Below are 12,660 nucleotides of genomic sequence, written 5' to 3' on the forward strand. Positions count from 1 at the left end.
CGGGCGTCTCTATGTCCACCAGCACCAGAAGAACCGAGACAGAGAAGCAGGAAAATGCGAGCGGAAATCGAAAACGTGGTCGATGAAACCAAGCAGGCTATCACCCTGCTGAGGAGGCATCTTTGACTGGGACCAGGCGATAAGACGGCTGGACTGGTTGAACAACAAGGCAGAGGATCCGAACCTCTGGAACGATGCGCAGGAAGCCCAGAAGCTGATGCGCGAGCGCCAGCAGCTCGATGACGGCATCAGCGGCGTCAAGCAGCTGGAACAGCAGCTGAACGACAATATCGAGCTGATCGAGCTCGGCGAGGAAGAGGGCGACGAAGGCGTCGTCAAGGAAGCCGAGGATACGCTGAAGGCCTTGAAGGCCGAGGCTGCGCGCCGGCAGGTGGAAGCCATGCTCTCCGGCGAGGCCGACGGCAACGACACCTATCTCGAAGTACATTCCGGCGCCGGCGGCACCGAAAGCCAGGACTGGGCGAACATGCTGCTGCGCATGTACACCCGCTGGGCCGAACGCCAGCGTTTCAAGGTCGAGCTTCTCGAAGTCCATGACGGCGAAGAGGCGGGCATCAAATCCGCGACCCTGCTCGTCAAGGGACACAATGCCTATGGCTGGCTGAAGACGGAATCGGGCGTGCACCGGCTGGTGCGCATCTCGCCTTACGACAGCAACGCGCGTCGCCACACCTCCTTCTCGTCGATCTGGGTCTATCCCGTGGTCGACGACTCGATCCAGATCGAGATCAATGAAGGTGACTGCCGCATCGACACCTATCGTTCGTCGGGCGCCGGCGGCCAGCACGTCAACACCACCGACTCGGCCGTGCGCATCACGCATATGCCGACCGGCATCGTCGTGCAGTGCCAGCAGGAGCGTTCGCAGCACAAGAACCGCGCGAAGGCCTGGGACATGCTGCGCGCCCGCATGTACGAAGCCGAGCTGAAGAAGCGTGAGGACGCCGCCAACGCCGAAGCCGCCTCCAAGACGGATATCGGCTGGGGCCACCAGATCCGCTCCTACGTGCTGCAGCCCTACCAGCTGGTCAAGGACCTGCGCACCGGCGTCGCCAGCACCGCGCCTGATGATGTGCTCGACGGCGAACTCAACGAGTTCATGGAAGCGGCCCTTGCCCACCGCATCAGCGGCGCCGCCGACGCAGTCGTCGACGACGTGGATTGATAGACAAAACCAGGATTGAGATTGGAAAGCCCCGGAGACGGGGCTTTTTTGATGCTCAGGCGATCGCTTTGACCGCGCTGTCCTGGAACAGCCTTGCCGACAGATCGGCAATCTCGTCATGAACAGCTGCGCGCGCAATGCCGGGGGGGTCGGTAAAGAGCTCTGCCGCAAAGGCCAGACCGAGTGCGGTGCCCTCCGGCACGAAGACGTAATGCCCAAGCCCGCCGCCGAAGATTTTAAGAGTGCTGTGTCTCAGCCGCGCATGCAGCCATGCCGAACATTCCTCGGCCGGTGCCGCCCTGTCGGCATCGCCGACGAGAATAAGAGCGGGCGCGTCGACGGCTTTCAGGCTTTCCTCGCTGAAACCGAGAACGGATCGGCCCGGCGCGCAGAGGAGGGCAGCCTTGATTCTGTCGTCCCGGTAGCACTTCGATATCCGCGACCATGAATCGCGAAACACATCGCTGGTGCGAAGCAAGGCCGGGATATGATCGGCAAGGTCGGGAAACTCCCTTGGTCCGCGCATGCCACCCGGCTTCATCCTGGATGGCTCGAACTGCGAAAACTGGGCGACAGCGCCGAGAAGCAGCGTGACGCTATAGGCTCCGGCCGAAAATCCGGCGGCGAACACGCGGCTCGTATCGATATGACTGGAGAGATCGCCGAGCCAGTCATCGCGGTGGTCGAGCACGAAGCTCAGATCCGGCGCCCGCTCCCAAAGGCAGGCAAAACCTTCGGCGCGATAGGGCTCATTGCCGGTATTGCCGTGGTGGTTGACGCCGAGCGCTGCAAATCCGCGATCGGCGAGCCGTCGCGCCAGCCACTCCAGTCCGGCCGCGGATCCGCCGGTGCCATGCGACAACAGGACGAGGGGATAGGGCCGGGCATCCGGCCGGATGGGTGCGTCGCGGGCGACGGCCGCCTTCTTGAACCAGCTTCTTTCCGCTGTATCGCTTTCCCGCGCGTCCTCGGCGGCGGGATACCACAGCGACCAGCTGATCGGCCTGGGGCCGTTTGCGTCCCAGTTCAACCTGTTCTTGTCGTAAAGGACACCGTCGCGGTAGCCGAGTTTCATCTCTTCCACGCCTTCCCGAACGATTCCCAGTGGTTCAATTCGTCGCTTTTTCGACGGTGATGTCTCCGAATTCGTCGATCAGCACAGTCCAACCATCCGGCTCGGCATTGGGATCGGTCTTCAGATAGATCGTCGCGAACAGCCCCGGTTCCTTGATGATGCCGTTCGAATTTTCGGGGCGTATATCGGTAACATAAGGCTTCAGGTCGCTGAACTCCTGCAGCTCGACGGTAGAAGCGATCGCCGGGCCGGTCTCGGTCTGGGCAATCTGCTGGAGATAGACCTTCGAGGTCCTGTCTTCCTGGCGCACGGCAAAGAGCTTGTAATAGCCGTGGCGCGGCGTGGCCTTTCCCTCGGGATTGGCAACGCTTTCGGCACCTGTCGGCGCCCGCTCGACATCCGGTGCGTTGCCGTCATCCTCCCAGTAGCCGGTGCTGGTCGCGAAAATCACCGATGCCGGCAGGATGGCATCCTGCGCCGGCAAGGCTGCAGCCGACCATCCGATGAGGAAAACCGTGGTCATCAATATCCGTCGCACAACCATCGTCTCAATCCTTGAACTGCTCGGCGAGAATACGGTCGGACCAGGAGCGGTCGGGATCGGAAAGGATGCGTGCCGTCATATGCTCCGACTGGGCAATGCGGACATGCAGTACAGATTTGACCTCCGTATTGTCGGCCACCGCATTTACCGGCCGCTTCACCGGCTCGAGGACATCGATATCGACGGTCACCTTGTTCGGCAGCAGTGCGCCCCTCCAGCGCCGCGGCCGGAAGGCGCTGACCGGCGTCATGGCGAGCAGCGGCGCCTCGAGCGGCAGGATCGGGCCGTGGGCGGAAAGATTATAGGCCGTCGACCCGGCAGGGGTCGCCACCATCAGCCCGTCGCAGATCAGCTCCTCCAGGCGCACGCGCCCATCCACCGTGACCCGCAGATTGGCAGCCTGGTAGGACTGGCGGAAAAGATAGACTTCATTGATGGCGAGCGCCGTCGAATTGGTGCCGTCGGCATTGGCGGTCGTCATCTGCAACGGCCGGAAGACGTTTTCGACGGCGACACAGATGCGCTCCTGAAGCTGTTCGCTGCGGTAGTCGTTCATCAGAAAGCCGACCGAGCCGCGGTTCATGCCGTAGACCAGCTTGCCGGAGTTCATGGTGTTGTGCAGCGTCTGCAGCATGAAACCATCGCCGCCGAGCGCAACGATGACATCGGCATCATCGGCCGGTACGTCGCCATAGATGCGAATCAACTCCTCGCGCGCGGCGAGCGCCTCCGTCGTCGGCGAGGCGATAAAGGAAAGAGTCTGAAATGAACGGCCCATGCAATGCCCTTTGTGAAGCTGCTCTAGCTAACGGATAAAGGGCTGGTGCGACAAGGACGTTTTCTATCGCCAAGCGTTTGAGGGCGGCCGATCTCTCCCCACAGACACGAATTTTTCTTTACAGAATCATAGAATCTGCTAGTTGGGCACCTATTGCCCTTGTAGCTCAGTTGGTAGAGCACCTGATTTGTAATCAGGGGGTCGCGGGTTCGAACCCTGCCGGGGGCACCAGCCTACGCTCTGTAAGCTTCGGCTCGGCGAGCCGAAGAGAGCAGCTAAGCGGAGGCTGTCGCGCCGTAGTTCGTAGAAACGAAGGCGGACTGGTTCAGAATGCTCCGGCACCATCCGCGCGATACCGCCGGCTAACTCATAGTCTGGGTTGGACGCCGCTTCGCTCGATCGCACCGGCAGATTTGTCCAGCCATCGCACATCCCTTGATGAACCTTCCCTGAAGGGCTGCTTCAGCGCCAATTCAGCCGCGCCAGCTTATCTTCGCCTCATCAACAATGAGGAAGCAGCCATGAAGCTCGCACATCTCTTTTTCGCCGCAACCATGTCCGTCGGTGCGGCTCTTTCGTCAGTCGCCCCGGCCGCCGCCATGCCCGTCGACCGGCCGGCTGTGTCGGCCCAGGGCGATATCGTTCAAATTCGTGATGGCTGGCGACGTGATCGCGACGGTGACGACCGCGGCTGGCGTGATGAGCGTGACGACCGCGGTTGGCGCCATCAGCGCGATTGGCGCCGGTCCGACTGGCGTGATGATGACTGGCGCTGGCGCCGGTGGCGTGCCGAGCGTTGGCAGGAACGCCGTGAGTGGCGCCATCGCGATCGTGATATGCCTTTCTGGCTCTATCGCGGCTGACGCCAGCGCATTCTGCTACAGCGTTCGTTGCGCGCCCGAGACGCGCGGCGAGAGAACGGCCCGGATCATCCGGGCCGTTTTTCAATGCGTGACGGGTTCGTTGACGCTCGCCTCGAGCTTGTTGCCGTTGCCGGTCTGGCCGGCACCCGACGGCGACAGGATTGCGATGCTGAGCACGGAGGCGACCATGAAGGCGACGACGGCAATCATTATGCGCATAGGCGTTCAATCCTCGTTCAGTCGGGATTAACGCACCATTGTCGTCCGCGTTCCTATCAGGGCTAAAGCGCGCCGCATCGATTTTGATTCATGCGACGCGCTTTAGCCTTTTGTTTTTATGCATGTCGTTACCCCGGAACCGCTGCACGTTTCCTGATGACATGCATTATTGCACCGTTCCCGGCGTCGCGGGGCCGGGCGCCGTCGGCGACAGGGGATCGGGCTGGTGGACCGGGTGCGAGGTGTCCACCCAGATGATGCTGAGAATGATCCCGACGAAGACCGCGATGAAGAGGATACCGAAAATCAGCGGTCGAATAGCCATGATGGGGATCGTTCCTTCTTGCTTCCGACCGGTCGTTGCGATCGGTCATCGCCCGATCATAGTGGTCCAGGAGGTCTTTCCAAGGCAAAATCGAATTTCTCCGGCATCGGTCGAGCTTTGCGCGGCTATCTCAGGCATGCGTTTTCCATCTGTCGCAGCGGGTTGAACTGTGTCAGGGATGCCTGAAACAGTTGGGGACGGTCATGAAACGGACGGTTACAGCATCGGTCATTGTCGCGGCATTCGTCGCCGGAGCCTCTGCAAACGGTGTAGCTTTCGACAAGCCGATAAAAGTGGATGTCGTCGCGCTGCCGAAGGATGAGCTCAATCCCGATGCAAAGCCGAAGATCACCTGCAGCCGCTATCCAGCCTTCATGGTCAAGGAGGTCGATCTCGGCGAGGTCGGCGCCGAAAAGCTGGCGCTGCTTGCCGCCGATGCGCCGTGTGAGCGCACAAGCGAGCGCGAGCGGGTGATCGCGGACGATACCGCCGGCTATCTCATGGGTGTCAGCGGCGGTTTCGTCTTCTTCCGGGCGGCGGACGGGTGGAGCGGCGGGCTGCCCTTCGTCGTCTACGATGCGGCGACGGGCGAGCGGCTGCTCGACGATTCCCTCGATGGCGATGATTTTGCCGCGATCAGGAGCGGGAAGGCGGAGCTGACGCTCGATTTCCGCCGCGTCTACACGGCTTCCTGCTCGCTCTACCTCGAAGGCACCGGCTGCGCGAAAGCGATTGCCGCCGAGACCGGCCTGGCGCCGAAGCAACTGCCGGATTGCGCCGCGGCCTACAAGGCGGAAATCAAACGCAGCCCCGACCACGCCAGCGAAATCGAGAAACTGCCGAGCGTGGTCGTCTATCCCGTCGAGCTTGTCTATGCGGCCGGCGATACGACCCGACGGCCGATGGACGGTCTGACCACTTGCAAGACGCCCGACTGACCGATCAGTGACGTACGAGCGAAAGCGGCTTGCCGCCTTCCTGTTTCGATTTGTCGAAATTGCCGTCGCTGCGCATGTCGAACCCGAGCGACGAGCCGTCACCGCCCATCAGCGTGAGGGCGAAACCCTCGATATGCCAGACCGCAAGCTTGAGCTTGGCGACATTGGCAGCGCAGTCACCGGAGAGTGACAATGGCGCATTGCCGTCCGTCCCGACATTGCTGTCGAGCGTGACGCCGCAAAGCCTTTCTCCGTCCGGCCGCTGCATTGTCCAAGTCCCGGCAAGGCTGTCGAAGGTCGGCAGGTGATCGACGCCGTCGGGGGCTGCAGGCAGCAGAAACAGCTTGCCGTCTTCCGTCTTCATCGGAGAGCCCTCGTTTTCGACGAAATGGGCAAGCACCTTGCGCGTCGGATCGATCAGGATGAGGCCGCCATTGCCGTCGAAATTCCACGCAGCGGCATCCGCGAGGGCTGGTAACGGCTTGGTGCAGGCCTCCTGCCCGGAAACCGAATAGCCGCCGATCGCCATGTCGGTTCCGAGCGTCATCCGGCATCCCGCGCGCCCGTCTTCCGGCGCGACGAGATAGGTTCCTGCCTGCGCTTTGAGGATGTCGGGATCGATATCCTGCCCATACGTCTGACCGCAGATGAGGAGGGCGGCTGCGCAAGCCGCGAGCCGAAAGACCAAACGGATCATGACAGTCCCCCTTGTCGCGGCCCGCATGCGGACCAGCCTATGCCTTCAGGTAAAGCCGCGCCGCATAAAGCGCGATCGCCGCCGCATTCGAGACGTTCAGCGATTTGATCGCGCCCGGCATGTCGAGGCGGGCAAGCGCGTTGACGGTTTCCCGCGTCTTCTGGCGAAGCCCCTTGCCCTCGGAGCCGAGCACCAGCGCCACTTTCTCGCCCGAAAACGTGCCCTCGAGCGCCGCAGGCCCTTCCGAATCGAGGCCGATGGTGGAGAAGCCGAGCTTGTGCAGTTCACCGAGCGCATCGGCGAGATTGGTCACCTGTATGTAAGGTATCAGTTCCAGCGCGCCGGAGGCGGATTTGGCCAGCACGCCTGACTCAGTCGGGCTGTGTCTCTGGGTGGTGATGACGGCGCCGGCATTGAAGGCGACCGCCGAACGCATGATCGCGCCGACATTATGCGGATCGGTGACCTGGTCGAGGACGAGCAGGAGAGGGCTGTCCTTCAGTGCTTCGAGCCGGCGGACCGGCAGCGGCCGCGTTTCCAGCATGACGCCTTGATGGATCGCCTCGGGACCGAGCACCTTGTCGATCTCCTGCGGCGAGACGATCTCGAAGGGAATGCCGAGCGTTTCGACGTCGACTTCGAGCCGCGCCAGCGCGTTCTGCGTCACGAAGAGTTTGATCTTCTTGCGCTCGGGATTGTCGAGGGCGGCGCGCACGGTATGCAGGCCATAGAGATGCACCTGGTCGGGCGCCAGCGCCGGCGGCTTCCAGTCCTCACCCCCGCGCCTGCGTTTCTGCGGCTGAGGGGTCGGGATCTCGCCGCGTTCGCGCTTGGCGTCACGGTGGGCGCGCCGCAGCGTGGCGTAATGCGTATCCTTGGCCGATGGGTCTGTCGCGGCCTTGCCGCCGGGTTTTTTGTCTTTGCTCATGCGGCTTTATAGCCATGGCGCTCGCCGCCGCATAGGCTTTCTTTCATATGCCGGCTTTCGGCGGCGAATGAAATTTTTCGTGTTTTTTTCCGTTGTCATCGTGTTGACAGACTGAAATGCTCCGGTCATATACGCGGCGCAGACGACGGGCGGCAACGCTTCGAAGTCTGACAAACTTGGTCTTCTAGATCCGGACGAAAAACTGGAGAGATGCCCGAGTGGTTAAAGGGGACGGACTGTAAATCCGTTGGCTCAGCCTACGTTGGTTCAAATCCAACTCTCTCCACCATTCGTCATCGGATCGGACCACCCCGCGGGTATAGCTCAATGGTAGAGCAGCAGCCTTCCAAGCTGAATACGCGGGTTCGATTCCCGCTACCCGCTCCAGTTTTCCAAAGCTCGTTCATGCGCCCGGTGCTGCCGCTATAATTTCCGCACGTCGATGTTTCGGAAGAGGCTGGCGACAGCGGCTCTCGACTGACAGGCGAGGGCGCTCGATCCTTCGCGCCCGTGCTTCATCTCTCGCCGTCCACGCGATTTTCTGCAAGGATTTCAGTGATTTTCCCCTGCATGCCGGCGAATCGCCTTGCAGCCGGCGAATTGTCCCCCATATGCGCTGTCACACCAAGAATGGCGTCTGCAATTAAGTCTTGCGCAATGTCGCCGAAAGCCTTAAACGGCGGCACTAAACCGGTTCGCCGGGGCCCACCATTTCGTTCACAGGAAGCATTCAAATGGCAAAGAGTAAGTTTGAGCGCAACAAGCCGCACGTCAACATTGGCACGATCGGCCACGTTGACCACGGCAAGACGTCTCTGACGGCAGCGATCACGAAGTACTTCGGTGAGTTCAAGGCGTACGACCAGATCGACGCTGCTCCGGAAGAAAAGGCCCGCGGCATCACCATTTCGACGGCGCACGTCGAGTATGAGACGCCGGCCCGCCACTACGCCCACGTCGACTGCCCCGGCCACGCCGACTACGTCAAGAACATGATCACCGGTGCTGCCCAGATGGACGGCGCGATTCTGGTGTGCTCGGCCGCTGACGGCCCGATGCCGCAGACGCGCGAACACATCCTGCTCGCCCGCCAGGTCGGCGTTCCGGCGATCGTTGTGTTCCTGAACAAGGTCGACCAGGTTGACGACGCCGAGCTTCTCGAACTGGTCGAGCTCGAAGTTCGCGAACTTCTGTCGTCCTACGACTTCCCGGGCGACGATATCCCGGTCGTCAAGGGTTCGGCGCTTGCTGCTCTTGAAGATTCTGACAAGAAGATCGGCGAAGACGCGATCCGCGAGCTGATGGCAGCTGTTGACGCCTACATCCCGACGCCTGAGCGTCCGATCGACCAGCCGTTCCTGATGCCGATCGAAGACGTGTTCTCGATCTCGGGCCGCGGCACTGTGGTGACCGGCCGCGTCGAGCGTGGCATTGTCAAGGTTGGCGAAGAAGTCGAGATCGTCGGCATCCGCGCGACCTCGAAGACGACGGTGACCGGCGTTGAAATGTTCCGCAAGCTGCTCGATCAGGGCCAGGCTGGCGACAACATCGGCGCACTGGTTCGCGGTGTGAACCGTGACGGCGTCGAGCGTGGCCAGATCCTGTGCAAGCCGGGCTCTGTCAAGCCGCACAAGAAGTTCATGGCGGAAGCCTACATCCTGACGAAGGAAGAGGGTGGCCGTCATACGCCGTTCTTCACCAACTACCGTCCGCAGTTCTACTTCCGCACGACGGACGTTACCGGCATCGTGACGCTGCCTGAGGGCACCGAGATGGTCATGCCGGGCGACAACGTCACGGTTGCCGTCGAGCTGATCGTTCCGATCGCGATGGAAGAAAAGCTGCGCTTCGCGATCCGCGAAGGCGGCCGCACCGTCGGCGCCGGTATCGTTGCTTCGATCGTCGAGTAATCCTGGGATTACCCGAAATTCAGGAAAAACCCCGCTGGAAACGGCGGGGTTTTTTCGTTTTGATACCTGCTTGAGGGATTAACAGGTGTTGTAAAAATATCGTTAAATATGCCTGTCACAGTATTTTGTTCATCTCACATTCAGAAACCAGTTGTGATTGGTTCATTTTAGTCCAGACTCCTTCATGCAAAGAGGAGAGCCCGGATGATTCCAAAGGCCACGTTCGTTGCGACGATATTCGCGATGTATGTTTTCACGATGTTTTTCATCGCTGCAATTCCGCAGGAGGTTGTTCAGGCAGCCGGAGTGCAGATCGGTGACGTAACCGTCGTTAAGTGACGATTTCAGCAGTTCACCGCAGGCGTCTGCGGTGAACGGAAATGATCGGCCAGGCGCCCGGAGAGGGTGCTCCTGGCGACGCGGGGGTAAACCCTTGCAGGACGCTCGCTTGCTCTTCGCGCGGAAGCGTCTAACTATGCCTCCGATTTGATGACGCGGAGGATATTCCATGAAGAAGCGAATTCTGTTTACGGGCGGTTCGGGCAAGGCAGGTCGCCATACCGTGCCATGGCTCGTCAATGCGGGTTACGAGGTTCACAACCTCGATCTGGTGCCGCTGGACAGTCCCGGCGTCACCAATCTCATTGCCGACATCACCGATAGCGGCCAGGTCTTCAACGCGCTGTCTATGCACCGCGATTTTCCCGATCTCGATGCGGGCAGGGGCGTGCAGCCCTTCGATGCCGTCGTGCATTTCGCTGCCATCCCGCGCATTCTGATCAAGCCCGACAATGAGACTTTCCGCATCAATACGATGGGCACTTATAATGTCATCGAGGCGGCGGTGAAGCTCGGCATCAGGAAGATTATCGTCGCATCCAGCGAGACGACCTACGGCGTCTGCTTCGCCGAAGGCCATCGCGATTTCCACCAGTTCCCGCTGGAGGAAGACTACGACGTCAATCCGATGGATTCCTACGGGCTTTCCAAGGTGGTCAACGAAAAGACGGCGCGCGCCTTTGCGGAGCGTTCAGGCTTCGACATCTATGCGCTGCGCATCGGTAACGTCATCGAGCCGCACGAATATGAGAGGTTCCCCACCTATTTCGCCAATCCCGAGATGCGCAAACGCATCGCCTGGAGTTATATCGACGCCCGCGATCTCGGGCAGATCTGCCATCTCTGCGTCGAAAAGGACGGTCTGGGCTATCAGGTCTTCAATGCGGCGAACGATACCGTCTCGGCCAATACGCCGTCGAGGGAGCTTGCCAGGCGATTCTTCCCCAACGTGCCCTTCACCCGCGAGATCGGCGAATATGAAGGCCTGCTCTCCAACCGCAAGATTCGCGAGGTGCTGGGTTTTAAGGAAGAGCACGATTGGCGCAAATACGTGAAGGTCTGAACCCGTATCGGCGGCGCGATGAGCAAGCCGATCGCTCGCATATGCGCAGAATGGCTATGAAAAACGAAAATCGTGCTTGCCAATCCGCCGTCGCCGTCTTAAAGGGAGCGCCATGCTTTTCAGCAGCGATTTGCGGGCCTTGGCCCAGCGCTGAATGAGCGGCATGAAGGGGTATAGCTCAGTTGGTAGAGCGGCGGTCTCCAAAACCGCAGGTCGTAGGTTCGAGCCCTACTGCCCCTGCCATTTTCCTTGATGCGGGACAGCGCGGACGTGCTCGCGGCATTCCGGCCGGGGATCGATGGGCAGTGACTAATTTCGTTAAACTTCGGTTTCCCTCTTGTGTATTGGGGAATCGGTGTTTATTTAGGGTTCAACAGACACGCGGTGCGTGGGGCTGATAGTTTCAGCTTTACGCGCCGTAATTGCGTGGGCAGTCGATGGCATCAAAATCCAATCCGTTTGCGTTTCTGCAGCAGGTTCGCTCCGAGACGTCCAAAGTTACATGGCCGTCGCGCCGCGAGACGATGATCTCGACGGTCATGGTGCTTGTGATGGTGGTTTTCGCCGCGCTGTTTTTCTTTGCCGCTGACCAGCTGATCGGCTGGGCTCTGAGCTTCGTGCTCAATACCGGCAACTGATACGGGTGGAGATGAAAATGGCGGCACGTTGGTACATCGTCCACGCATATTCAAATTTTGAAAAGAAGGTCGCTGAAGACATCGAGAACAAGGCTCGCCAGAAGGGGCTTGAGCACCTGTTCGAGAAGATCCTCGTGCCGACCGAAAAGGTGGTGGAAGTGCGTCGCGGCCGCAAGGTCGACAGCGAGCGCAAGTTCTTCCCGGGCTATGTCATGGTTCGCGCCAATCTGACGGACGAAGCCTACCATCTGATCAAGAACACGCCGAAGGTCACAGGCTTCCTCGGCTCCGACAATAAGCCCGTTCCGATTCCGGATCATGAAGCCGAGCGCATTCTCGGCCAGGTCCAGGAAGGTGTCGAGCGGCCGAAGGCCTCCATTACCTTCGAGATCGGCGAGCAGGTTCGCGTTTCCGACGGCCCGTTCGCGTCGTTCAACGGCACGGTTCAGGATGTGGACGAAGAGCGTTCGCGCCTGAAGGTCGAAGTGTCGATCTTCGGCCGCGCAACGCCGGTCGAGCTGGAATACGCTCAGGTCGAGAAGGTCTGATTGTAAGAGATTGGAAGCAGGCCTTTGCGGCCGGTTTCCTGCGGACCTTGTCCGCACCCGCGTGGAAGGTGAGGGGTCTTAGCCGGACCCTAATGATCCGCACCACGCAACCGCAGCCGCCGGAGAGATCCGGCATCACGGGCCGGGCGACCGGCCGTTCATGAAAGGCAGAGAGATATGGCTAAGAAAGTTGCAGGCCAGCTCAAGCTTCAGGTCAAGGCAGGATCGGCAAACCCGTCCCCGCCGATTGGTCCGGCGCTTGGTCAGCGTGGCATTAACATCATGGAATTCTGCAAGGCGTTCAATGCCGCCACGCAGGAAATGGAAAAGGGCATGCCGATCCCGGTCGTCATCACCTATTACCAGGACAAGTCCTTCACCTTCGCGATGAAGCAGCCTCCGGTCAGCTACTGGCTGAAGAAGGAAGCGAAGATCACGTCCGGTTCCAAGACGCCCGGCAAGGGCGCCAAGGCCGGTTCCCTCACCAAGGCTCAGATCAAGTCGATCGCAGAAGCCAAGATGAAGGATCTGAACGCAGCGGATATCGAAGGTGCAATGGCGATGATCGAGGGCTCTGCCCGCGCCATGGGCCTGGAAGTGGTGGGTTAA

The 12,660-nt window shown here is 60.5% G+C and carries 16 protein-coding genes and 4 tRNA genes; 13 read left to right on the top strand and 7 right to left on the bottom strand.

Annotated features, from left to right (window positions below; genetic code table 11):
• The first annotated feature begins 54 nt into the window (after positions 1–54).
• Positions 55–1,186 (top strand): peptide chain release factor 2 gene (gene prfB / locus CO657_RS06565; RefSeq protein ID WP_164918666.1). Its coding sequence is split into 2 segments (ribosomal slippage): positions 55–123 and positions 125–1,186, totalling 1,131 coding nucleotides; the frame shifts between segments, so codons are not numbered across the junction.
• A gap of 55 nt (positions 1,187–1,241) precedes the next feature.
• Here the strand turns inward: prfB and CO657_RS06570 are convergent.
• From CO657_RS06570 to CO657_RS06580, 3 genes are read right to left on the bottom strand one after another with little or no spacing between them, the layout of a single operon-like run.
• Entirely contained in the window at positions 1,242–2,261 is a 1,020-nt protein-coding gene (locus CO657_RS06570) for an alpha/beta hydrolase family protein (protein ID WP_054181898.1), read from the bottom strand.
• Positions 2,262–2,295: 34 nt separating this feature from the next.
• Positions 2,296–2,805 (bottom strand): hypothetical protein, encoded by a 510-nt coding sequence (locus CO657_RS06575; protein ID WP_054181899.1) that lies wholly within the window; start codon positions 2,803–2,805, stop codon positions 2,296–2,298.
• 4 nt (positions 2,806–2,809) lie between these two features.
• Positions 2,810–3,583 carry an NAD kinase gene (locus CO657_RS06580; RefSeq protein ID WP_049734088.1) on the bottom strand — a complete coding sequence of 258 codons (774 nt, stop codon included), beginning with the start codon at positions 3,581–3,583 and terminating at the stop codon, positions 2,810–2,812.
• Between the two features lie 155 nt (positions 3,584–3,738).
• Between CO657_RS06580 and CO657_RS06585 the strand changes: the two genes are divergently transcribed.
• Together CO657_RS06585 and CO657_RS06590 are read left to right on the top strand one after the other, a co-directional pair.
• Positions 3,739–3,814, top strand: a tRNA-Thr gene (locus CO657_RS06585).
• 290 nt (positions 3,815–4,104) lie between these two features.
• Positions 4,105–4,446 carry a hypothetical protein gene (locus CO657_RS06590; protein ID WP_054181949.1) on the top strand — a complete coding sequence of 114 codons (342 nt, stop codon included), beginning with the start codon at positions 4,105–4,107 and terminating at the stop codon, positions 4,444–4,446.
• 81 nt (positions 4,447–4,527) lie between these two features.
• On the opposite strand, the gene CO657_RS36640 is transcribed toward CO657_RS06590, so the two are convergent.
• Together CO657_RS36640 and CO657_RS36645 are read right to left on the bottom strand one after the other, a co-directional pair.
• Positions 4,528–4,665, bottom strand: coding sequence for a hypothetical protein (locus CO657_RS36640; RefSeq protein ID WP_003587214.1), 138 nt, complete (start codon positions 4,663–4,665; stop codon positions 4,528–4,530).
• 166 nt (positions 4,666–4,831) lie between these two features.
• Positions 4,832–4,990 (bottom strand): hypothetical protein, encoded by a 159-nt coding sequence (locus tag CO657_RS36645; RefSeq protein WP_003587211.1) that lies wholly within the window; start codon positions 4,988–4,990, stop codon positions 4,832–4,834.
• A gap of 203 nt (positions 4,991–5,193) precedes the next feature.
• Here CO657_RS36645 and CO657_RS06595 point away from each other — a divergent pair, with 203 nt between their 5' ends.
• Positions 5,194–5,928, top strand: coding sequence for a hypothetical protein (locus CO657_RS06595; RefSeq protein WP_054181900.1), 735 nt, complete (start codon positions 5,194–5,196; stop codon positions 5,926–5,928).
• Positions 5,929–5,932: 4 nt separating this feature from the next.
• On the opposite strand, the gene CO657_RS06600 is transcribed toward CO657_RS06595, so the two are convergent.
• Together CO657_RS06600 and rlmB are read right to left on the bottom strand one after the other, a co-directional pair.
• The gene (locus CO657_RS06600) at positions 5,933–6,625 is read right to left on the bottom strand and encodes an AprI/Inh family metalloprotease inhibitor (RefSeq protein WP_054181901.1); all 693 of its coding nucleotides are present in this window, start codon (positions 6,623–6,625) and stop codon (positions 5,933–5,935) included.
• 37 nt (positions 6,626–6,662) lie between these two features.
• Complete coding sequence (rlmB, locus tag CO657_RS06605; protein ID WP_054181902.1) at positions 6,663–7,553, bottom strand: 23S rRNA (guanosine(2251)-2'-O)-methyltransferase RlmB; 891 nt, start codon at positions 7,551–7,553, stop codon at positions 6,663–6,665.
• Between the two features lie 204 nt (positions 7,554–7,757).
• Here rlmB and CO657_RS06610 point away from each other — a divergent pair.
• The 9 genes from CO657_RS06610 to rplK all read left to right on the top strand — a co-directional run bounded on the left by CO657_RS06610 (position 7,758) and on the right by rplK (position 12,660).
• Positions 7,758–7,842 (top strand) — tRNA-Tyr (locus CO657_RS06610).
• Between the two features lie 24 nt (positions 7,843–7,866).
• A tRNA-Gly gene (locus tag CO657_RS06615) sits at positions 7,867–7,940 on the top strand.
• 347 nt (positions 7,941–8,287) lie between these two features.
• On the top strand, positions 8,288–9,463 hold the full coding sequence (gene tuf / locus CO657_RS06620) for an elongation factor Tu (RefSeq protein ID WP_003573803.1): 1,176 nt from the start codon (positions 8,288–8,290) through the stop codon (positions 9,461–9,463).
• A gap of 204 nt (positions 9,464–9,667) precedes the next feature.
• Positions 9,668–9,802: a hypothetical protein gene (locus CO657_RS37910; RefSeq protein ID WP_003587206.1), complete on the top strand. Its 135-nt coding sequence runs from the start codon at positions 9,668–9,670 to the stop codon at positions 9,800–9,802.
• Between the two features lie 169 nt (positions 9,803–9,971).
• Positions 9,972–10,865: an NAD-dependent epimerase/dehydratase family protein gene (locus CO657_RS06625; protein WP_054186216.1), complete on the top strand. Its 894-nt coding sequence runs from the start codon at positions 9,972–9,974 to the stop codon at positions 10,863–10,865.
• A 167-nt stretch (positions 10,866–11,032) separates the two neighbouring features.
• A tRNA-Trp gene (locus CO657_RS06630) sits at positions 11,033–11,108 on the top strand.
• Positions 11,109–11,302: 194 nt separating this feature from the next.
• The gene (gene secE / locus CO657_RS06635; RefSeq protein WP_003547514.1) at positions 11,303–11,503 is read left to right on the top strand and encodes a preprotein translocase subunit SecE; all 201 of its coding nucleotides are present in this window, start codon (positions 11,303–11,305) and stop codon (positions 11,501–11,503) included.
• A gap of 17 nt (positions 11,504–11,520) precedes the next feature.
• A complete protein-coding gene (nusG, locus tag CO657_RS06640) occupies positions 11,521–12,051 on the top strand; it encodes a transcription termination/antitermination protein NusG (protein WP_003573823.1) in 531 nt (176 codons plus the stop codon).
• A gap of 177 nt (positions 12,052–12,228) precedes the next feature.
• Positions 12,229–12,660: a 50S ribosomal protein L11 gene (gene rplK, locus CO657_RS06645; RefSeq protein WP_003547518.1), complete on the top strand. Its 432-nt coding sequence runs from the start codon at positions 12,229–12,231 to the stop codon at positions 12,658–12,660.

Source organism: Rhizobium acidisoli, from assembly GCF_002531755.2.
Taxonomy (GTDB): Bacteria; Pseudomonadota; Alphaproteobacteria; order Rhizobiales; family Rhizobiaceae; genus Rhizobium; species Rhizobium acidisoli.